Annotated in this window: 20 protein-coding genes and 1 pseudogene; 11 read left to right on the top strand and 10 right to left on the bottom strand. The window is 62.3% G+C overall.

Annotated elements, in window-relative coordinates; translation table 11 throughout:
• The first annotated feature begins 104 nt into the window (after positions 1–104).
• Entirely contained in the window at positions 105–896 is a 792-nt protein-coding gene (locus E3N94_RS10940; protein ID WP_241987110.1) for an SDR family oxidoreductase, read from the top strand.
• 58 nt (positions 897–954) lie between these two features.
• Here E3N94_RS10940 and E3N94_RS10935 read toward each other — a convergent pair whose 3' ends face one another.
• Complete coding sequence (locus tag E3N94_RS10935; protein ID WP_166790096.1) at positions 955–1,479, bottom strand: DUF308 domain-containing protein; 525 nt, start codon at positions 1,477–1,479, stop codon at positions 955–957.
• A gap of 450 nt (positions 1,480–1,929) precedes the next feature.
• On the opposite strand from E3N94_RS10935, the gene E3N94_RS10930 reads away from it, so the two are divergent.
• From E3N94_RS10930 to E3N94_RS10920, 3 genes are all read left to right on the top strand, one after another.
• Positions 1,930–3,042 (top strand): tyrosine-type recombinase/integrase, encoded by a 1,113-nt coding sequence (locus E3N94_RS10930; RefSeq protein WP_134570223.1) that lies wholly within the window; start codon positions 1,930–1,932, stop codon positions 3,040–3,042.
• On the top strand, positions 3,039–3,383 hold the full coding sequence (locus E3N94_RS10925; protein WP_134401657.1) for a helix-turn-helix transcriptional regulator: 345 nt from the start codon (positions 3,039–3,041) through the stop codon (positions 3,381–3,383). Before E3N94_RS10930 ends, E3N94_RS10925 begins: the two co-directional genes overlap by 4 nt.
• Positions 3,384–3,462: 79 nt before the next feature.
• Complete coding sequence (locus E3N94_RS10920) at positions 3,463–4,890, top strand: site-specific recombinase (protein WP_241986073.1); 1,428 nt, start codon at positions 3,463–3,465, stop codon at positions 4,888–4,890.
• 966 nt (positions 4,891–5,856) lie between these two features.
• On the opposite strand, the gene E3N94_RS10915 is transcribed toward E3N94_RS10920, so the two are convergent.
• The 4 genes from E3N94_RS10915 to dhaK are packed head-to-tail and all read right to left on the bottom strand — an operon-like array spanning position 5,857 to position 8,550.
• Positions 5,857–6,150 (bottom strand): hypothetical protein, encoded by a 294-nt coding sequence (locus tag E3N94_RS10915; RefSeq protein ID WP_134570222.1) that lies wholly within the window; start codon positions 6,148–6,150, stop codon positions 5,857–5,859.
• Between the two features lie 52 nt (positions 6,151–6,202).
• Positions 6,203–6,889, bottom strand: a complete 687-nt coding sequence (gene dhaM / locus E3N94_RS10910) for a dihydroxyacetone kinase phosphoryl donor subunit DhaM (protein ID WP_134342891.1) — start codon at positions 6,887–6,889, stop codon at positions 6,203–6,205.
• A gap of 1 nt (position 6,890) precedes the next feature.
• Positions 6,891–7,529 (bottom strand): dihydroxyacetone kinase subunit DhaL, encoded by a 639-nt coding sequence (gene dhaL, locus E3N94_RS10905; protein ID WP_104102053.1) that lies wholly within the window; start codon positions 7,527–7,529, stop codon positions 6,891–6,893.
• 19 nt (positions 7,530–7,548) lie between these two features.
• Positions 7,549–8,550, bottom strand: a complete 1,002-nt coding sequence (dhaK, locus tag E3N94_RS10900; RefSeq protein WP_104102051.1) for a dihydroxyacetone kinase subunit DhaK — start codon at positions 8,548–8,550, stop codon at positions 7,549–7,551.
• A gap of 224 nt (positions 8,551–8,774) precedes the next feature.
• On the opposite strand from dhaK, the gene E3N94_RS10895 reads away from it, so the two are divergent.
• On the top strand, positions 8,775–9,539 hold the full coding sequence (locus E3N94_RS10895; protein WP_104102049.1) for an MIP/aquaporin family protein: 765 nt from the start codon (positions 8,775–8,777) through the stop codon (positions 9,537–9,539).
• 123 nt (positions 9,540–9,662) lie between these two features.
• A pseudogene (locus tag E3N94_RS17495) lies at positions 9,663–11,109 on the top strand (FGGY family carbohydrate kinase).
• Between the two features lie 29 nt (positions 11,110–11,138).
• Here the strand turns inward: E3N94_RS17495 and trpD are convergent.
• Positions 11,139–12,191 (bottom strand): anthranilate phosphoribosyltransferase, encoded by a 1,053-nt coding sequence (gene trpD, locus E3N94_RS10885; protein ID WP_134570221.1) that lies wholly within the window; start codon positions 12,189–12,191, stop codon positions 11,139–11,141.
• Positions 12,192–12,395: 204 nt separating this feature from the next.
• Here trpD and E3N94_RS10880 point away from each other — a divergent pair, with 204 nt between their 5' ends.
• Genes E3N94_RS10880 through E3N94_RS10860 form a run of 5 tightly spaced genes read left to right on the top strand, consistent with a single transcriptional unit; the run spans position 12,396 to position 17,406 of the window.
• Positions 12,396–12,965, top strand: a complete 570-nt coding sequence (locus E3N94_RS10880) for a heme-copper oxidase subunit III (protein ID WP_241977815.1) — start codon at positions 12,396–12,398, stop codon at positions 12,963–12,965.
• Positions 12,966–12,987: 22 nt separating this feature from the next.
• Complete coding sequence (locus tag E3N94_RS10875; RefSeq protein ID WP_134342895.1) at positions 12,988–13,800, top strand: cytochrome c; 813 nt, start codon at positions 12,988–12,990, stop codon at positions 13,798–13,800.
• Between the two features lie 55 nt (positions 13,801–13,855).
• Entirely contained in the window at positions 13,856–14,929 is a 1,074-nt protein-coding gene (locus E3N94_RS10870) for a Rieske 2Fe-2S domain-containing protein (protein WP_104102037.1), read from the top strand.
• Between the two features lie 23 nt (positions 14,930–14,952).
• Entirely contained in the window at positions 14,953–16,545 is a 1,593-nt protein-coding gene (locus E3N94_RS10865; protein ID WP_104102034.1) for a ubiquinol-cytochrome c reductase cytochrome b subunit, read from the top strand.
• Between the two features lie 30 nt (positions 16,546–16,575).
• On the top strand, positions 16,576–17,406 hold the full coding sequence (locus E3N94_RS10860) for a methyltransferase domain-containing protein (protein ID WP_134401661.1): 831 nt from the start codon (positions 16,576–16,578) through the stop codon (positions 17,404–17,406).
• 280 nt (positions 17,407–17,686) lie between these two features.
• Here E3N94_RS10860 and E3N94_RS10855 read toward each other — a convergent pair whose 3' ends face one another.
• The 4 genes from E3N94_RS10855 to E3N94_RS10840 form a co-directional block, all read right to left on the bottom strand.
• Positions 17,687–18,109: a cytochrome c oxidase subunit 4 gene (locus E3N94_RS10855; RefSeq protein WP_104102028.1), complete on the bottom strand. Its 423-nt coding sequence runs from the start codon at positions 18,107–18,109 to the stop codon at positions 17,687–17,689.
• Positions 18,110–19,852, bottom strand: a complete 1,743-nt coding sequence (gene ctaD, locus E3N94_RS10850) for a cytochrome c oxidase subunit I (protein WP_104102025.1) — start codon at positions 19,850–19,852, stop codon at positions 18,110–18,112.
• Between the two features lie 3 nt (positions 19,853–19,855).
• Positions 19,856–20,743, bottom strand: coding sequence for a cytochrome c oxidase subunit II (gene coxB / locus E3N94_RS10845; RefSeq protein ID WP_104171124.1), 888 nt, complete (start codon positions 20,741–20,743; stop codon positions 19,856–19,858).
• Positions 20,744–20,921: 178 nt separating this feature from the next.
• Positions 20,922–21,278 (bottom strand): iron-sulfur cluster assembly accessory protein, encoded by a 357-nt coding sequence (locus tag E3N94_RS10840; RefSeq protein ID WP_104102019.1) that lies wholly within the window; start codon positions 21,276–21,278, stop codon positions 20,922–20,924.
• Between the last annotated feature and the right edge of the window lie 129 nt (positions 21,279–21,407).

Genomic DNA, 21,407 nt, shown 5'->3' with positions numbered 1-21,407 from the left:
CTCTCACGTGACGTTTCCCTATCGAAGCTATCACCTGCTCGTTGGCCGGAGTCGAGACTGGCCGAGGCTGAGTCCCGCCGCTCATGTTGGTAGGGTTGGGCGTTGTGACTACTGCACCCAAAAATCCCCTCGACGCCGGCTCTCTCATCGGCAAACGCGCCCTGGTCACGGGGTCGTCCCGTGGTGTCGGAGCGGCCACCGTCGGCCTCCTCGCCGAGGCGGGCGCCAGCGTCGCGATCAACTTCCGTAACAAGGAGGCACGGGCGATCAAGGTCGCCGATGCGATCCGCGCCGCAGGTGGCACGGCAATCACGGTCGGCGCAGATCTGACGGATGCTGCATCCGTCGAGTCCATGTTCGAAACCATCCGTGCGGAGTTCGGCGGCCTCGACATCCTCGTCATGAACGCCTCCGGTGGCATGGAAAGCGGCATGGCCGAGGATTACGCCATGCAGCTGAACCGGGACGCCCAGGTCAACCTGCTGCACGCGGCACGGCCCTTGCTCGCTCCGGGTGCCCGCGTGGTGTTCGTCACCAGCCACCAGGCCCACTTTGTCGAGACCACGACCACCATGGCCGAATACGAGCCGGTCGCCCGGAGCAAGCGCGCCGGCGAGGACGCACTGCGCGCCCTCATCCCCGAGTTTGCCGAGGCCGGCATCGGTTTCGTCGTTGTCTCCGGCGACATCATTGAGGGCACGGTCACCGCCGTCCTGCTCGAGCGAGCCAGCCCGGGCACCATGACCGCGCGTAAGGATGCCGCCGGCCGGCTGTACAACGTCAGCGAATTCGGCGCCGAGGTTGCGTTGGCGGCCGTCGAGGCCGTGCCGGAGAACAACACCAGGTACGTCGGGGACATCGCGGACTACGTCGGCGAAGCCGCCAGTCTAAACTGACGTCGCGGGCAGCACGTGCAGTGCGGCCTGGCGAATGCCGTGCGGCCGCGCCGAGCGGCTACGCCGTATCGAGTGTCGCCGACCGACCTTGGCCGAACATAAAGGCCTGCGCCAGTTGGATGATCCCGGACAGAACGAGGAACACTCCGCCGATCGTGACCAGAATGGTGACCGACTCGACGGGGGAGAAGAGCACCACGACGCCGGTCACGACGGCGATGGCGCCGAAGACCGCACCGAACCACCTGCTGGAGTCCGGGGCCGTCTCGACCAATCCGGCCACACCTTCCACGATCCAACAGCTCCCGATAAGCATCCCGAGCACTGTCAGGGTGTCCAAAGGGATTCTGATTGCCACGATACCGCCCACGATCAGCAGCACGCCGAGCAGGATGTTCACAACCCGGCTACCGCCGGACGCACCCTGTGTGAATAATCCTCGGCCTACGTGAACGATGCCGCTGATCAAAAAGTACAGGCCGAACAGGATCTTGAGGGAGGCGACGGTGGCGTCCGTCCAGGACAGGATCAGGACGCCGACGACCAGGGCCAACAGGCCGGTGCCAGCAATGGCCAGGCGCACACCGTTGATTTCTGACGTGCTGAGCGCTCTCTAATCCAACGACAGATCGAAGGCCGTAACGGTAGTGGGCATTTCAGCTGCCTCTTGGATTCTGGGAACGTGCCGTGCCGCACAAAGTAGTCGAGTCCGGCCAACACGTCCAGACCTCTTCACTGGTTGACCGATAATGCACATTATGTCAGCGCGTAATGGACCTATTGCAGGAATTGCAGAATAGGACTCCCCTGGTATTTGTCCGCCGGAGCGCTGGTCGCGTCAGGGACTTCTGCTGTTTCTCTGAGATGTGGGGCGCTATATCTGCACTGGTCAAGGTCTGAGCGCTCTGATTCAACGTGGGGAATTTCGCGGCACATATCCTCTCGGGATCCCCGTATTTCCGCGGTTTAACGTCGCGTGCTTTGCATGTTTTGCTTTTAAAGAGCATAATTTGCAGACAGGTTGAGTGGGCTTATGAGCGTTGCATTGGGCCGAGTAACCCATCTGCCTCTGCGCCCCGAGGCGACCAGCCCGGATGCAGTTTTCACCGAGATGGTCGACAGCTGGCGCCGCCAACAGCTCTCCCGCAATTTCCGGCACGAGACCATTTCTGGCCGCGAACGAACGATCCGTCGGTTCGCGGACTTCACCGGGCACTTCCCGTGGGAATGGACGTTCGCGGACGTCGAGGACTACTTCGCTTACACGCGCTCGGTATCAAACCTGTCCCAGGCCACCGTCCGGGCGTATCGAACCAACCTCAAACTGTTTTGCGACTTCCTCACCGATCCGGCCTACGACTGGAGCGAAGTCCGCGGACGTACCTTTGGCCGGCCCGTCACTCAGATCATCACCGACTTCAACCGGGCCACCCACACGCAACAGAATGAACAGCGGGCAACGAAACGCCCGTTTTCGCGTCGTGAGCTGCAGGACTTCTTCGATCTCGCCGACATCGAGGTCGAGCGTGTCATCAACTCGGGACGCAAGAGCGCCATCGCCGCCTACCGCGATGCCATCGCGTTCAAGACCGCCTACGCTGGGGGACTTCGCGCCAACGAGGTGACCCACCTGCAGCTGGTCGATTTCTCCCGCAACCCGCACTCGCCCCAGTTCGGCGACTTCGGTGTCCTCCACGTCCGTTACGGGAAGGCCCAGAAAGGGTATGCGCCCGAGCGCCGCTCCGTTCTCACCGTGTTCGAGTGGTCGCCTGAGGCCGTTCACCGGTGGATCCGCACCGGACTGCCTCACCTTGCCGCTCAACCGACCGACCTGTTCCCCACCAGCCAGGGCCTCGTCGTGCCGAAGTCGAATCTACGGCGACGCTTCCGCGCCTACGTCAACGAGCTGGGCTTCCCGGCCGGCCTGGACATGCATTCCCTTCGCCGGTCCTACGTCACCCACCTGTTCGAGTTCTATGGCTTCGAGCACACGTTCGTCCAACAACAAGTTGGCCACCTCCATGCGTCGACCACATCCATTTACACGGCAGTCTCCAGCGACTACCAAACCCGGGCGTTGAACCGCGTCCTCGAGCGCACGATCAACGCGACCACCAACAGCACCCCGTGGGAGGAAAAATCATGAAACGAGAAATCGAGTACCGCTGGCGCGCACGCGAGCTCATGGCGCGCCACGGCATGAAGAACAGCCGAGAACTCGTCGCCCCGCTCCGAGAACGCGGCATCACGCTCTCGGAGTCGCAGATCTATCGACTCGTCGCCCAGGATCCCGAGCGGATCTCCTTCAAAGTCCTGACCGCTCTCTGCGACATCTTCAACGTTGAGGCGAACGAGCTCGTCACCTTCACCGCAGCGAACGCCAAGAGCCAACGCCAAGAACGAACAATCGCCTCCGGCGAGAACATCGTCAACTTCGCCGACGCATACAAACCCGTCCGCGCCCGCATCCTCGACGATGACGACTGAGCACCGCACCCGCGGACGCCCCTGAACCCCAGGCACCCTGCACTGCGACCGCTGCGGTGGTCTGGTCGCGAAGATTCGAGTGCACTGGCCCGACGGCGCCATTTGCGGGATCTGCTTCACCACAGCCACACACACCCGCGGCCCTTGCGCTACCTGCGGCGACACACGCCTGCTCCCTGGCAAAGACGCGGACGGCGCGAACACCTGCCGTGACTGCGCCGGCATCGCCACACTCCTGCACTGCGACACCTGCGGCGATGAAGCCGAACGATTTCGTAACGGCAACTGCATCCGCTGCGTCCTCCGCGCCGACCTCACCGCAACCCTCCAACCCAACACTCCCCCGGACCTCCGGCTCAAACGCCTCGTCGCTGTCTTCGCCAATGCCGAGCGACCCGAGAGCATCTATACCTGGAAACGCGGCATCGGTGCCAGTGCCCTCCTCACCCGACTGGGCACCAGGGAACTGGCCATCAGCCACGAGGCCTTCGACGCCCTACCCGCATCCAACGCCGTCGAACACCTTCGCGAAACACTCACCCATCACGGCATGCTGCCGCCCCGGGACCGCCAACTGGCGGCGTTCGAACGCTGGCTCGAGAAGAGAATCGTGTCTCTTGCTGACCATCGCGAGATCCAAGGACCGATCGAACGCTTCGGCCGGTGGCATCACTTGAAACGACTCCGGGCGAAGTCGTTGCCCGGCACGAACATGAACTTCGCCGTCCGGTCAGCGAAGCAGGAAATCACCGAGTCAGGACGATTCCTCGCCTGGCTCCTATCCGAGCACGACACCACCTACACCGATATCCGTCAATCGCACCTCGACGACTACCTCGCCTCCGGACCATCCACTCGCCATGCCATCAACACCTTCATCGCCTCGCTCGTCACATCACACGAGATCGCGAAAGTCCGGGTCCCCCGTCGTGAAGCACAATCGACCCCGATCCTGACGCAGGCAGCCAGAATCGACCACATCCGCGCCTGCCTCACCACCGGAGAAATGCCCGCTGCAGACCGCGTCGCCGCACTTATCCTGCTGCTTTACGCACACCCGGTCGGAAAGATCGCAGCCCTGAAAACCAGCGCCCTCGAAGCGCGACCCGATGGCCTATACCTGCGTCTGGGATCGGTGCCAGCCCTACTGCCCGCACAAGTCGCGGCAACCTTCTGGGACTACGTCCACAACCGCCCCAACCAGCAAACTGTCAACACCGACAGCCCTTGGCTCTTTCCCGGCTACCTGCCTGGCCAACACACCCATCCAGAAAACATGCTGAACCGACTTCGCAGCTGGGGAATCGACCTCAACGGCGTCAGAAACACCGCCCTGCGCGACCTCGCCAGAGAGCTCAATCCCACCGCCTTGGCCATTTCCCTGGGATATAGCAGCGAGATAATCCACCAGCACGCCGCCGCCGCCGGAGCACCACACGCCGACTACATCAACCTCAAATCATCACAGCTCCGGCCCTCGCCCAGGCTCAGTTCCGTGAAGGATTAGGACCCTTTCGGATAAGTCCAGTTCCCGCTTTGGCCGAAACCCGCCATGCGCAACACGTTCGTTCTGCTCGTGGGCACCATCCGCGAGCGCCTACTGCAGTGCAGTTATCCACCCGATGAAACGGGCTGGGCTCGCGTAGTGGATGACGCCGTCGCGGTAGCGGTACGCGGAGTCGAACTCCGGTATCGGCCGGCTAACCGACCGCGGGCCGGTCTCGATATACCCATCAGCCAGAAGCTGAGCTCTCAGAACATCCCAAGCCGGCATATCCCGGGTCCAGTTCGCGTACCGAACGGTCAGGTCCGTCTGCGGTTTCGTCCACTTACATCGCAGACCGTCAGCTCCGACCAATGAGTCCAGTTCTTCGCGGGGGCCGTCAGCACGGAAAGTGAGTCCGTCCGTCGCCATTTTCGAATTCAGGTCAGCGGTGAAAGCGTTGTCGCATGTATCGGTTTCAGGGATCGGCGTCGGGGTTGGAGTTATGGTTACGGTCATCGTCGGCGCAGAAATTGGTCCACCAGCTTCCGGTACCGACCCAGAACAGCCGATCATCGCCACCGCCAAACAACCCGCCGCCAGAACCGCACTCGCCCCTCGAAACCCCCTGATACGCATAGCTACAACCTACTGGTTCTGGCCCGCCGCGATTTCCATAAGCCGTCGTTCCGTAACTGGCGCCACGACTCCCCTGTCAGTCAGCACGCCGCCGCCGCCGCTGGAGCACACCACGCCGACTACATCAACCTCAAATCACCACAGCGCAGACCCCCCCCAGGCTCAGCAACGGGAACCATTAGGACCCTTTCAGATAAGTCCAGTTCCCACTTAGACGATGCTTTCGCCTGATCAGGTGAGGCATAGGATCACTTCCGAAGCGTCCCGCATCGTGCCGGAATGTGTCCAGCGGTGGATTAGGACCCTTGTGCAGACATTTGGCGACGGTTAGCCGAACCGCCGCCGCCGGACTCATTCTGGGCGGTCGATTTCCTTGTCGGTGTTCTCCGGTTCGTGCGGGCGCAGGACCATCCCGAATTCGTTCACGGGCAGGAACGCGTCCCGGTCCCACGCGCCCGGATGCGGCACGGGGCACGTAAGGATAGTGTCATGGGCGCCGCGCTCGATCAAATGTGCACGCATGGTCTGCCCACAGACCGGGCATTCCTTCAGATCGGTCGGCACGTCCGTATCCGCGAATCGCGGATCCACTCGGTCGGAGTGGCGAGTAGGACTGCTCACCGGCAGTTCCCTGTCTTTGTCCATGTGCTCAGACTACGCCGAGTTTCAAAATCGACCAGATGCGTGTGCTTTGCGTCTATTCTTCTCCGAAGCCCGATTCCAGAAGGTCTCCCAGAGCGGCTACGGCTGCCGCTCCGGCCTCATCCGAGGAGGAGATCTTCGCGGTCATGCCGCGGATGAGTCCGAGTGACATCACGGCGAGCAGACTGGATGCATCCCTGCCGTTCACGGTGACTCGTGCCTCGAACGTATTGGCGAGCTTCACGAAGTCAGCAGCCGGTCGGGCATGCAGACCATCCTTGTTCACCAGGGTAACGGTTCGCGTGACCACCGGCGGCAGCGCTGGTTCCGCCCCAGCTGCGGAGACGGCCCCGGCTGCGGATTGCGCGGCCCGCACGACAGACTCGATGTCTCCCCCAATCTCGGCGGCGACGGCCGCAGCCACACCCCCCTCGACCAGAGGCGCATCCACGATTCGTACTCGGGCACGCGCCGCGTCTCCGAGGAAATCCAACGCGGTTTCGGCCGTCAGGATCGCGGAGCCCAGGTCGCAGAGGAGCACGACGCCGGCGCCGGCGTCAGCCTGTGCAATGCCGCTGACCACCTTCGTGAAGCTCGTGCCGATACCCCCGTCGTCTGTCCCACCGGCCGGGACCATCCTCGTTTGGGGTGCCATCTGGGTTGCCAGATCGAGGAGACCGTCGGCGATCTTCGAGCTGTGGGAGATGAAAACGAGGCCGACAAGCCCCTCTGTGGCGGTCATTTCAGGCGGTCGCTGCGGTGTCGGCAGCTGCTCGCAACAGCAGGGCCGAAGACTGCGCTCCCGGGTCGCGGTGACCGATGGCCCGTTCGCCGAGGTAGCTAGCCCGTCCCTTGCGCGCAACCCAGGGTTCCGTCGCCTCTGCCCCTGCCTCGGCGGCAGCTGCCGCCGCCATCAAAATCGCCAGGTCGTTCGCACCGTCGGCACGGGCTGCTTCGGCGGCGTCGACCGCCGGAGTCCAGGCATCGACCATGGTCTTGTCTCCGGGTTCCGCCTTGCCGCGCAGGACGATGCCGTCTCGCGCGGCCGCCAGGAATGCGACTAGAGCGGCCCCGTCAAGATCAGCCGAGCCGGTGATGGCCACGGCCGCCTTAAGGAACGCTGTTCCATACAGTGGACCCGCCGCACCGCCCACGGTTGAGATCAACGTGGTTGCGACGAGTTTGAAGACGTCCCCGGGGTTCGCCTCGGACGAAAGGTCATCGAGTTTCAACAGCACCGCCTGGAAACCGCGGTCCATGTTTTCGCCATGATCACCATCGCCGATTTCACGGTCCAGATCAATCAATTCCACACGGTGCTCATTCATTACCGCCGCGCTGGTCCTGATCCAGGCTTTCGCCCACGTGCCGTCTAGCTTCATTGGATCTCCTTCTACCGGCCTATCGTCCCCACCGTAGCGCTGCCGTCTGGACCGGCGCATCCCACAGGGCAGTCAGTTCGTCATCGAGTTTCAGCACGGTGATGGATGTTCCCTGCATCTCGAGAGACGTCGTAAAGTTCCCGACGAGTGTTCTGGATACTTCGATCCCCTGTTCGGCCAACACCTCGGCGGCCCGTCGAAACACGATGTACAGCTCGATTTGCGGTGTGCCGCCCATTCCGTTGACGAAGAGCAGCACCTCGTCCCCGGCTACGAACGGGATGTCCTCAAGGATAGGGCCGAGGAGCCGGTCGACGATGGCGTCGGCCGGCTCCAGCTTGATCCGCGCGCGCCCCGGCTCGCCGTGGATGCCGATCCCGATCTCGATCTCATCGTCGGCGAGCGTGAAGCTGCCTTCCCCGGCGTGGGGAACAACGCACGGCGTCAGCGCCACACCCATCGAACGCACACCGGAGATGACCCTCTCTGCGATCGCGGCGACGGTCTCCAGGGCGTCTCCGCGCTCAGCCGACGCTCCAGCGATCTTCTCGACCAAGACCGTTCCGGCCACGCCACGTCGCCCGGCCGTGTACAGCGAGTCCTTCACGGCGACGTCGTCGTTGACGATTACCGAGCGGACCTCGATTCCGTCCGCGGCGGCGAGGTCGGCGGCGGTCTCGAAATTCAAGACGTCCCCGGTGTAGTTCTTGACGATGTGGAGCACCCCCGCTCCCCCATCGACCGCCTTCGTCGCGGCGAGGATCGGGTCGGGTGTCGGTGAGGTGAAAACGGCCCCGGGTACGGCTGCGTCCAGCATCCCGAACCCGACGAACCCACCGTGAAGTGGCTCGTGTCCGCTTCCTCCTCCGCTGACCAGACCCACTTTCCCGGCAACGGGAGCTTCCGTGCGCACGATGTAGGTCGGTTCCGTCGAAATCCGGACGATATCGGCGTGGGCCGCGCCGAACCCGGCCACGGCCTCAGCGACGACGTTCTTGGGATCATTGACGAGTTTCTTCATGTCTCTTCCTTCGATCGAGGTGGTTGGACGGCCCGTCGACGGGCTGTTGTGGAGCGCTATGCACTTTAGGCTCAACCTACGCGCTGCCCTCGCTGCCGGTAAGGGGCGGTGAATTACGCGTCCACCGGCCCATTCCGCTGCGTTAATCGCCGCGCTATGGTAACGCCGATCGCTCACCGCTCTGGGTCGCTCCGGCATCTTCAGCCTCACCAAGAAAGGTCAACGTGGACAATATTGGAGTCGTATTCTTATCGGAAGTGCTGGGCACGGGGATACTCGTCCTCCTCGGAACCGGTGTGGTCGCCAACGTCGCGCTGGCCAAGAACAAGGGCCTCGGCGGCGGATTCCTCATGGTCACCATCGGGTGGGGTTTCGCGGTCTTCGCCGGTGTCATCGTCGCCTACAACTCTGGTGCACACCTTAACCCGGCAGTCACCCTCGGCCTGGTGACATCGGGTGCGACGGAGTTCGGTTCGGGCGTTCCCGTGAACTTCCTGTCTGTCCTCACCTACATCGCGGGTCAGCTCCTCGGCGCCTTCATCGGAGCCGTCTTTTGCTGGCTGGCCTACAAACAGCACTTCGACGCTGAGCCCAACTCCGCCAACAAACTCGGCGTCTTCTCGACCGGTCCGGCCATCCGCTCCTACGGATGGAACCTGACAACCGAGATCATCGGCACATTCGTGCTTGTCTTCGTCGTTCTGGCGTTCGGTGGCGGGCGCCAGGGCGAGAGTGGCGGACTGGCCGCGCTCGGCGCACTGCCCGTCGCGCTGCTAGTTATCGTCATCGGCACCTCGCTCGGTGGGCCGACCGGATACGCCATCAACCCGGCTCGTGACCTGGGGCCCCGCATCGCGCACTTCGTCCTGCCGATCAAGGGCAAGGGAACATCTGATTGGGCCTATTCCTGGGTTCCTGTCGTGGGTCCGGTCATTGGCGGCATGCTCGCCGGATGGGCTTCCCTGTTCCTATTGCCCGTCCTCACGTAATCCTTCCCGCGGGCCGGTTCAGTCATTGAATCGGCCCGCGCTGTGTGGCTTCACGCAGCGGCGTGCGCCGCGTCGAGCACTGATTCTCGCAATCCAAGGAGGTATTCCAAGGCTGAGTACGTAATCGCAATCGACCAGGGAACCACGAGTTCCCGAGCGATCATCTTCGACAACGCAGGCTCGGTGATCGCGATCGGTCAGCTCGAGCACGAGCACGAGCACGAGCAGATCTTCCCTCGGGCCGGCTGGGTCGAGCACGACCCGATGGAAATTTGGGACAACACCCGTGAAGTGATCGGCCAGGCTTTGTCCAAGTTGAACCTGACTCGGCATGACATCGAGGCCGTGGGAATCACCAACCAGCATGAGACCGCAGTGGTCTCGGACCGCCGCACCGGGCTGCCCGTCCACAACGCGATTGTCTGGTGAGATACCCGCACCCAGCCCATCGTGGACCGTCTCGTCGCCGACGGCGGAGTCGAACGGTTCAAGGCCCAGGTGGGGCTCCCCCTGGCGACGTACTTCTCCGGAACGAAGATCGTCTGGATTCTCGAGGACGTGAATGACGCGCGCGCAAGGCCGAAGCCGGCGATCTGATGTTCGGCACGACGGACTCCTGGGTGCTGTGGAACCTGACCGGCGGTCTCGAAGGCGGCGTGCACGCGACGGACGTGACCAACGCCAGCCGCACCATGTTCATGGATCTCGAGATTCTGCAATGGGACGACGACATCCTCGCCGCCTTCGGGGAACCCAAGTCGATGCTGCCCGAGATTCGTTCGTCGTCCGAGGTCTACGGCATCGCGAGCGGCCACTGCCGGCCTTCGACCAAGGTGAGGCGAAGAATACCAACGGCACCGGTGCCTTCCTGATCTTCAACACAGGCACCGATATCATCCACTCCAAGAACGGTTTGCTCACCACGCTCGGCTACAAGCTCGGCGACGCCGAACCCCACTATGCGCTGGAGGGCTCCATCGCGGTCACCGGCTCCCTCGTGCAGTGGCTGCGAGACAATCTGGGAATGATCAGTACCCCCGAGGAAATCGAGACGCTTGCCAAAACGGTCGATGACAGTGGCGGCGCCTACTTCGTGCCCGCCTTCTCCGGACTCTTCGCGCCGAACTGGCGCTCGGACGCCCGTGGTGCCCTTGTCGGCCTGGCCCGATTCGTGGACAAGGGCCACATCGACCGCGCCGCCCTCGAGGCGACCGCGTTTCAGACCCGGAAGGTCCTGGACGCGGTTAACGCCGACTCGGGTGTTCCATTGACCGAGCTGAAGGTTGACGGGGGCATGATCGGCAACAACACGCTGATGCAGTTCCAGGCCGACATCATCGGCGTGCCAGCGGTGCGACCGGTCGTGGCCGAAACCACGGCTCTCGGCGCCGCGTACGCCGCCAGACTGGCGGTCGGGTTCTGGGGTGACCTTGACGAACTGCGGGCCAACTGGCGGGAGGATAGCCGGTGGACCTCGCAAAAGGGCGAAGAAGAGCCGAACCGACAGATGCGCAACTGGAAAAAGGCCGTTACCAAGACGTTCGGCTGGGCTGACAAAGACGTCGTCTAGCTCGTCTCGTTTTGTCTGGGCCAGCCGGGTCACACCCGACTGGCCGCGACCCACTCAGCGAGCTTGGCCGTGGCCGCACCGGAGTCGACTGCCTCCGCGGCCACAGCCATTTTAGTGCGAAAGCGCTCGATAATATTGACTTGAGACTGCGCGGGATCGTTTGCAAGGTCAAACGCGACCAGGCCGGCGGCCGCGTTCAGCAGGACGATGTCACGCACCGCACCGACCTCACCGGCCAGCACTGAATGAACGACGGCCGCATTGTGCTCAGCGTCCCCGCCAACGAGCTCATTGATCGAGGCCCGTCGGATTCCTAGGTCACGCGGATCGATGTCGTGCTCCGTCACCAGGCCCCGCGACACCTCCCAGACATGGCTGTGGCCCGTCGTGGTCAGCTCATCGAGACCGTCGTCACCGCGGAAGACCAGGGCCGTCGCCCCGCGTGTCTGGAATACACCCACGATGAGCGGAACTCGGTCCAGGTTTGCGACTCCCACTGCTGACGCCTCGGGACGGGCCGGATTGCACAACGGGCCGAGGTAGTTGAACACCGTGGGGATGCCGAGCTCCTTGCGCGCAAGCGCTGCGTGGCGGAACCCCGGGTGAAAAGCGGCAGCGAAGGCGAAGGTGATCCCGGCCGTGTCCAGAATGGCAGCAACCTTGTCGGCAGACAGTGACAGGTCAATGCCGAGGGCAGCAAGCACGTCCGACGAACCGGACGCCGAGCTTGAGGCCCGGTTGCCGTGTTTGATCACGGGAACGCCGACCCCGGCGCAGACGATGGAGGCCATCGTCGAGATGTTGACGGTGCCGAACCGATCCCCACCAGTGCCGACGATGTCCAGGGCCATCGGGTTCACCGCCAGCGGTACGGCATGGTCGAGGATCGCATCCCGAAACCCGACGATTTCGTCCACGGTTTCGCCCTTGGCGCGCAGGGCTACGAGGAAGCCGGCCAGCTGCGCCGGAGTTGCCTCCCCCAGCATGACCTGCTCCATGCTCCACGCGGCATCGGAGACGCTGAGGTCCTTCCCCGAAAGCAGAGCACTGAGGACGTTTGGCCAGGACTGAATTTCAAGCATGGATCGATTTTAGCGAGATCGACGATCCGTCCCGAATTCGCTTCCCGGGGCGCGTTTGTTCCAATCAGGTAGTCATTCCGGTAATTGAGCGACAGGTCCGCCCCGATGACAATAACCGATACGCAAATCGGCCATAATAGAAGAGTGACGAGTCCATCAATTACTTACGCGGTCAATGCGCCCGTTGTTAACCGGCCCAACAGCGTGGCTGTTGGCACTATCGTCTGGTTGGGCAGCGAAGTCATGTTCTTCGCCGGGCTCTTCGCCATCTACTTCACGCTGCGGTCGACCTCGCCTGAATTGTGGTTATTCGAGACGGAGAAGCACGGCTTCGGATTCGCCCTTGTGAACACACTGATCCTCGTGTCCTCTTCGGTGACCTGCCAGTTCGGAGTGTTTGCGGCAGAACGCCTGCAATCACGTTCGACCGGATGGAAACCGAGCCAGTGGGGCATGGTCGAGTGGTTCTTCCTCACCTACGCCCTCGGCGCCATATTCGTGTCCGGTCAGGTCTTCGAGTACGCGACTCTCGTTTCCGAGGGCGTCTCGCTTACCAGCAACGCGTACGGATCCGCGTTCTACCTCACCACCGGTTTCCACGGTATTCACGTGACTGCCGGCCTGATCGCGTTCCTGCTCGTCATCGGGCGCGCCTTCGCGGTCAAGAACTTCGGTCACAAGGAAGCAACGAGCGCCATCGTCGTGTCGTACTACTGGCACTTCGTCGACGTTGTCTGGATCGGGCTGTTCCTCGTCATTTACGTTCTTAAATAGAAAGTCGGAGTGGACACCACGTATGACCACGTTTAGCACACCGAAGCAGTCCGACGGTCGCAAAGCCGGCCGTCGCAGCCCGCTTGCCAGCGTCGCCCTCATCGCGATCGGACTCCTCTTCACCGGAGGCGCATACGCGGCTTTCAGCACGAGCACGGCCAGTGCGGAGACGAACGCTGCGTCGCAGCAAACCGTCGGCGAAGGGCAGAAACTCTTTGCGGCCAACTGCGCCACCTGTCACGGATTGGAAGCAGCGGGCACCAATGCTGGCCCCAGCCTGATCGGCGTCGGCGCTGCATCGGTCGACTTCCAGGTGGGCACCGGACGCATGCCGATGCAGTTGAACGGACCGCAGGCTGAGAAGAAGGCGGTCCAGTTCACAGACGAGCAGATCGTGTCGCTCGCCGCTTACGTGGCGTCCCTTGCGCCGGGTCCGGCACTCCCGGATCCGTCTCTCCTCGACGCCGAGGGCGATGCCGCCAAGGGCGCCGAGTTGTTCCGCATCAACTGCGCAATGTGCCACAACGTCGCCGGCGCCGGTGGTGCCCTCACTCAGGGCAAGTATGCGCCTGCCCTGGCCGGGGTTACGGAGAAGCACATCTACGAGGCCATGGTCACCGGCCCGCAGAACATGCCCGTGTTCAACGACATGAACATTTCCCCGGAGAGCAAGCGGGACATCATTACGTACCTCAAGTACCTGGACAACAACCCGTCCCCCGGTGGATTCGCTCTGGGCGCCCTCGGACCGGTCTCGGAAGGTCTTTTCCTCTGGATCTTCGGTCTTGGATCGATCGTTGCCCTGACGGTGTGGATCACCGCCAAGTCGAACTGATCACCGACCAGGTCTGACACAAACTGTTTTATGAGAATTCCGATGAAGGAGAACAATGGCCAAGGACGATAACAGCGGGAAGGACTTGACCGCTGCTGACTCGTCGAGCGTCGGGCATGAGGGGGCTCCCGCAGGCACCGCCGTCGTCGTACGGGATGCCGTGGCCAATCCGGGTCTCCCCCCACACCGACCGCGCGTCACCGACCTCAACCCCAGCGCGGAGCGTCGCGCCGAGCGAACCGTCTACACGCTCTTTTACCTGTCGATCGTGGGCAGTGTGTTCGCGATCGTGGCGTATATGGTCTTCCCGATCATCCCTGAGGAACCGGATTCGGTTCGTCTGAACAACCTCTTCATTGGTCTCGGCCTCACTCTCGCCCTGCTGGCAATCGGCATCGGCGCCGTGCACTGGGGCAAGGCGCTCATGTTCGACCACGAAGGCGTCGACGAGCGCCACCCGGTGCGGGGGTCGGACGAGACCCGCGAACGCGCGGTCGAGATCTTTCACGAGGCCAATGTTGAATCGGGCATCGGTCGCCGTACGCTCATCCGAAACAGCCTCATCGGTGCCTTGATCGCCTTTCCGCTGCCGGCCGTCGTGCTGTTCCGCGGCTTGGGCCCGCAGGACACCAATCCGGCTGCAGCTCTCGAACACACCATGTGGAAGAAGGGCACCAGGCTCGCGATCGACCCCACGGGCACACCTATCAAGGCCTCCGACGTCACCCTCGGCTCGGCCTTCCACGTTATTCCCGAAGGACTGCAGGACCTCGGCCACGGCAAACTCGAAGAGAAGGCCAAGGCCGCAGTTCTTCTGATGAGGCTGAAGCCGGAAGACATCAATGAGCCCGCCGACAAGAAGGACTGGTCGTACGACGGCATTGTCGCCTACTCAAAGATCTGCACGCACGTCGGATGCCCGGTCGCGCTCTATGAACAGCAGACCCACACGCTCCTGTGCCCCTGTCACCAGTCGCAGTTCGATGTGACGAACCAGTGCGAAGTCATCTTCGGACCGGCCAAGCGCCCGTTGCCGCAGCTGCCCATCACGGTAGACTCCGAGGGATATCTCATTGCACAAAGCGATTTCACTGAACCCGTCGGACCGAGCTTCTGGGAGCGGAATTGAGCACTACAACTACGACTACTGACTTGGTCGAAACAAAGAAGTCCGGTGGCCTCACCGGGGCCGCCGCGAACTACATCGACGAGCGCACCAGCATTTCGACCGCGGTTAAGGAACTGGGTCGCAAGATCTTCCCCGACCACTGGTCTTTCCTGCTCGGTGAGGTTGCCCTCTACAGCTTCGTCATCATCCTGTTGTCCGGTTCGTTCCTCACGTTCTTCTTCAGCGCTTCGATGACGCCGGTGGAGTACGACGGTTCGTACATGCCACTCAAGGGTGTGGAGATGTCTGCCGCGATGGCATCCTCCCTGGACATCTCTTTTGATATTCGTGGCGGGCTCCTCATGCGCCAGGTCCACCACTGGGCAGCACTGCTCTTCGTGGCTGCAATCGGCTTGCACATGCTCCGCATCTACTTCACTGGTGCGTTCCGCAAGCCGCGCGAGCTCAACTGGGTCATCGGGTTTGTTCTGTTCATCCTGGCCATGGCCGAAGGATTCACCGGGTACTCCCTCCCCGACGACCTGCTCTCCGGAAACGGCTTGCGTATCATTGACGGAATGGTCAAGGGCATCCCGCTGGTCGGAACCTGGATTTCGTTCCTCCTCTTTGGCGGAGAGTTCCCGGGCGAGGCGATCGTTGGACGCTTGTACTCCCTCCACATTCTGCTGCTGCCGGCCATTATCGTGGCTTTGATCGCGATGCACCTGCTCTTCGTCGTCGTACACAAGCACACGCAGTACCCCGGTGCCGGACGCACCAACCAGAATGTAGTCGGCTACCCGGTTCTTCCCGTGTACGCGGCCAAGGCCGGTGGCTTCTTCTTCATCGTCTTCGGCATCGTGATGCTGATGGCGTCGCTGTTTACGATCAACCCCATCTGGAACTACGGTCCCTACGATCCCTCCCCCGTTTCGGCCGGAACTCAGCCGGACTGGTACATCGGTTTCGCTGACGGCGCCCTGCGCCTGATCCCGCCGGGACTCGAGATGGTCTGGCTGGATCGCACCTGGTCCTTCAACATCCTGATCCCGTTGGTTTCGCTGGGCCTGTTCATCCTGGTCGTGCTTATCTACCCGTTCATCGAGGGGTGGGTCACCGGAGACAAGCGTGAGCACCACATCCTCGACCGTCCCCGGAACGCCCCGACACGCACCGCGATCGGTGCCGCCGGGGTCACGTTCTACGCGGCGCTGTGGGCCACGGCCTCCTCGGACATCATCGCAACGCACTTCAAGGTGACGATGGAAGGCGTAATTCACACCATGCAGTTCCTGGTGATTGTGGGGCCCTTCATCGCCTTCTTCGTGACGAAACGTATCTGCCTGGCTTTGCAGAAAAAGGACCGTGAGATCGTTCTGCACGGTTACGAGTCCGGGCGTATCGTGCGTCTACCCGGTGGCGAGTACATCGAGGTTCACCAGCCCGTTGATGAATACGAGCGCTGGAAGCTGGTCAGCTACAACGACTACAAGCCGCTCATGATCCGCCCGAACGCCAAGGGCAAAATCACGGTGGGCCAAAAGGCTCGTGCCGGACTGTCCCGCTGGTTCTTCGAGGACCGGATCGAACCGGTATCGACCACTGAACTCGTACGGACGCACGACCACCACCACTAGGCTCCGGCCGCGAACACAGAACGGGCATCGATGTCCCTCCAGACCCTGTCGGAGTGGCTTCGGTGCCCGAACTGTTTTCTTCCGCTGTCCCCCGCCGAGCCGCTGACGCTGCGCTGCGGGGCCGGTCACTCCTTCGACGTGAACAAGCGCGGATACGTGTCACTGGCAGGCGGTTCGCGCCGGCTGATCGGCGATAGCGTCGCGATGGTCGACGCGAGAGCACTTTTCCTCGAGACCGGCTGGTACGAGCCGCTGCGCAGCCGCCTTGCTGAGCGGGTGGCGGCTGAGAACCCCTCCCGGGTCATGGACATCGGCTGTGGAACCGGATACTACTTGCAGGGGGTTTTCGCGCTCTGTCCAGATGCGCGCGCCCTGGGAATAGACCTTTCCCCCGTGGCGGTCGGGCGCACAGTGAGCGGCCGGGACAACATCGACGGGCTCGTGGCGGATGTCTGGTCCCCGCTGCCAGTGCGGGACGCATCAGCAGATGTACTCCTTAACGTATTCGCTCCCCGGAACCCGTCTGAATTTCACCGGGTCCTGCGCGAAGACGGTCTGCTCGTCGTCGTCGTGCCGCACGCGTCCCACCTGCAGGAGTTCAGGGCGTCCGGTCTGGCGTTGGACGTGCCCGCGAACAAAGGCGAGCACCTGTCCGAGGCGCTGTCCCCCGCCTTCGAACTGGAAACACGGGACGAGTTGTCGTCTTCGCTGCGCCTCAACCCGGCCCAGGCATCCGCTCTGATCGGGATGGGTCCGTCAGCTCACCACACGGATTTCGACGCGCTAACGGTCCATCTCAGCGGCGTGCAGACCGTCACGGCGTCCTTCGAGTTACTCGGCTACCGTCGCATCACGATCTGAAGCCCGGCAGCCACGCGTAGCGTCCCACGACCTGAGCGAATTCGACGGAGATTCTGGCAGAATCGCACCCCGACGGGCCGGAAAGACGCGTATACCGGAGAATCTCCGTGGCATTCGTTCGAGGCCGTGCGGGCGGGAACTGTGGATCAGGCTGCGTGGACCTGGGAAATTGCCCGAACGTGTCACTCCGAAGCGATGTGCCGGGCATGAACACAGGCGGCGCCCAGAACCTGGGTTCTGGACGCCGCCGCTTGTGCCTGAAGCACGTATTCGGTTCGGATCAGCGAGCGAAATTGCCCCGATAGTACTCGTATACCCAGCCGACGAGGCAGATGACCCCGATGCCCAACGCGATGATCGAGATCCACACGCCGACAGCCAGCCCCATGAAGAGCAGAGCAGCACTGGCAGCCAAGAGGATGGGCCACCAGCTCCACGGGCTGTAAAAACCAACCTCAGGGTCGCCGTCGTCGATATTCGCGTCAAGACGATCTTCAGGAAGCTCGCCACCCTGAGCACTGTGCACCCGGCTCAGGTAGAACGCGACGAAGCTGAAGAAGATCGCGCACAGGCCGAGTGTGAACGTCCCCGCCCACTCGATCTTGTTCTGGTTAGGGTCAAGAAGACCCCAGACCACATAGGCCGTCGTGACCACCACGAAGAACCCGCTCAGAACCCAAAGGAGATTGACGTTGGCTCTCATTTACTTCGTCCTTTTCGACGCTACGTCGTACGTGGGGGCATCCGGGGCGTCCTTCGCCGGCCCGATTCCGACTGTCATGGGCGCCTCCGGGTGGTTCAGGTCAAACGCGGGGCGCTCGGACCGGATGCGCGGGATGGAGGTGAAGTTGTGGCGCGGCGGCGGGCATGAGGTAGCCCACTCGAGCGAGCCGCCGTGGCCCCACGGGTCGTTCACGGTGACCTGCGGTGCCTTACGGGCGGTGATATAGACGTTCAGGAAGAACGGGATCATCGAGATCGCGAGAATGACCGAACCGACCGTGGACAACTGGTTCATCCAGGTGAAGCCGTCTTCGGGCAGGTACGACGCGTACCGACGCGGCATGCCGACGACGCCCAGCCAGTGCTGCACCAGGAAGGTGGTGTGGAAACCGATGAAGAGGAACCAGAAGTGCCACTTGCCGAGGCTCTCATTGAGCATCTTGCCGGTCCACTTCGGCCACCAGAAGTAGAACCCGCTGAACATCGCGAATACCACGGTTCCAAAGATGACGTAGTGGAAGTGCGCGACGACGAAATAGGTGTCCGAGACGTGGAAGTCGAGCGGCGGTGAGGCAAGGATGACGCCGGTGAGGCCACCGAAGGTGAAGGTGACCAGGAAGCCGAGGGCCCACAACATGGGCGTTTCGAAGGTCAGCGAGCCACGCCACATGGTGCCGATCCAGTTGAAGATCTTCACCCCGGTCGGAACGGCGATCAGCATGGTCATCAGGGAGAAGAACGGCAGCAGGACAGAGCCGGTGACGTACATGTGGTGCGCCCAGACCGCCACGGACAGCGCCGCGATGGAGATGGTCGCGTAGATGAGGGTCTTGTATCCAAAGATCGGCTTGCGGCTGAAGACCGGGAAGACTTCCGAAACGATGCCGAAGAACGGCAGCGCGATGATGTACACCTCAGGGTGACCGAAGAACCAGAACAGGTGCTGCCACAGGATGGCTCCACCGTTGGCCGGATCGTAGATGTGCGAGAGGAAAATGCGGTCGGACGCGGCGGCCAGAAGGGCTGCGGCGAGAACGGGGAAGGCCATCAGGATGAGGATCGACGTGACCATGGTGTTCCACGTGAAGATCGGCATCCGGAACATGGTCATTCCGGGGGCGCGCATCGTGATTACCGTGGTGATGAAGTTCACGGCGCCGAGAATGGTGCCGAAGCCGCTCAGCCCAAGCCCGACCATCCACAGGTTGCCACCGACGCCTGGGGAGAACGTCGTACTGGCCAGAGGCTGATAGGCGAACCAGCCGAAGGATGCGGCACCCTGCGGAGTGAGGAATCCACCGACGGCGACGAGACTGCCGAAGAAGAAGGCCCAGAAGGAAAAGGCGTTCAACCGGGGGAAGGCCACGTCGGGGGCGCCGATCTGCAGCGGCATGAGGGAGTTGGCGAACCCGAAGAACAGAGGCGTAGCGAACATCAGCAGCATGATCGTGCCGTGCATTGTGAAGAGCTGGTTGTACTGCTCCTTCGTCTGGACGACCTCGAGGCCGGGGGCGAAAAGCTGTGCGCGGATCACCAGTGCCATGACACCGGCAAGACAGAAGTAGACGAACGACGTGATCAGGTACATGTACCCGATGACTTTGTGGTCAGTGGAGGTGATCCACCGGACGATGACGTTGCCCTTGCGCTCGACACCGGTGGGCCGACGCGGGGCAGTGGGGGCTGCCGGCGCGGAAGGTGCCGTAGTGGTAGTAGTAGTCATGGACTAGTTGCCCTCCTGCTCGGTTGGTGCTGTCGTTCCTGGCAGATTTTGGTTGCGTGCGTAATCGAGGCCGAGCTGGCCGTCGTTGCCTGCAGCACGCAGGGAGTCGATGTACGACTCGTAGTCTGCCTCGGACACGACCTCGACCGTGAAGAGCATCAGCGAGTGATTCTCGCCGCACAGTTCGGCACACTTTCCGTCATAGGTGCCGATGCGCTCCGGGATGATCGACATGTAGTTGGTCTTGCCGGGGATCATGTCTTTTTTGTACAGGAAGTCAACGACCCAGAATGAGTGGATGACGTCGCGGGCGTCGAGCGCCAGTTCAACCTTCTGGCCGACCGGTAGGACGAGCGTGGGGATCTCGGACTGAACCAGCGAACCGGCGGGGCCGTCGACGTCGGGCTGGCCTTGAATGCCGGCACTGTAGACGTCTTCGTTGACGTAGTTGAAGTCCCAAGCCCACTGCTTGCCGATGACCTGGATTTTGACCTCCGGCTCATCGAAACGAGCCTCGATCTCTGCCTGGTCCCGCGCGGTGAAGGCGAAGAAGCCGACCACGAGAATAAGGGGAACGACCGTGTAGAAAATCTCGATCGGCATGTTGTAACGAAGCTGCACCGGAAGGCCGGTCTGACCCTTGCGGCGGCGGTAGACAACGACGGCCCAGATGATGAGCCCCCAGGTGATGAGCCCCACAATCATCAGAACGATCCACGACGTGGTCCACAGCCCGGAGATGCGCTCCGTCTGGTTGGTTACCGCCGGCTCACCCTCGATGAAGCCGGGGAGGTAGCCATGAAGCTGGGCTTGCGAGCAACCTGCGAGAACGAGGGCCAACGACGCTGCGATCGGAATTGCAGCCCATCGGAGACGATGGTTTTTGCGCACCAGTAACCTTTCGGTGAGACTCGACGACACTTAACTGGAAGTGCTTCTATAGACTTCCAGCCTACTGCGGGTGGCACGTTCCGTTGTGCAAGAACCGGCCTCCGAGATAACGAATTCGCCGCCAGTCATAGTATTTGCGGAGATACGAGCCCGTCGCGCTTTGTCTGGCGCCGGTGGGTCAGCTGAAGGAATCTCCACATGCGCAGCTTCCGCCGGCGTTCGGATTGTCGATCGTGAACCCCTGCTTTTGGATGGTGTCCTCGAAGTCGATGGATGCCCCGTCCAGGTAGGGGACACTCATTTTGTCAACGACGATCTCTACCCCATCGAAGTCGACGAGAGCGTCACCGTCGAGTAGCCTCTCGTCGAAGTAGAGCTGGTAGATGAGGCCGGAGCAGCCGCCGGGTTGAACGGCAACGCGCAGGCGAAGGTCCTCGCGGCCTTCCTGGGCGAGCAGGGTGCGTACCTTGTCAGCGGCGGTGGCGCTCAGGCCAACGCCATGGGCGGCTGTGCTGGCGACGACTGTGTCGGTCATGGTGCTCCTCAGTGTTCGAGTCGTTTTCACACGGTTTTTCACGGCGGCTGGATGTCCGGTGGTGGCCACGAAGATTGTACCGACCACAACCGGGAATACACCCTCTGCATTCCCGGATTTCTGCACTCT

The organism is Cryobacterium sp. Sr3 (genome assembly GCF_004402835.1).
GTDB lineage: Bacteria > Actinomycetota > Actinomycetes > Actinomycetales > Microbacteriaceae > Cryobacterium > Cryobacterium sandaracinum.
The sequence above is the reverse complement of the archived record's forward strand: the minus strand, read 5'-3'. Positions and strand labels throughout refer to the sequence as shown.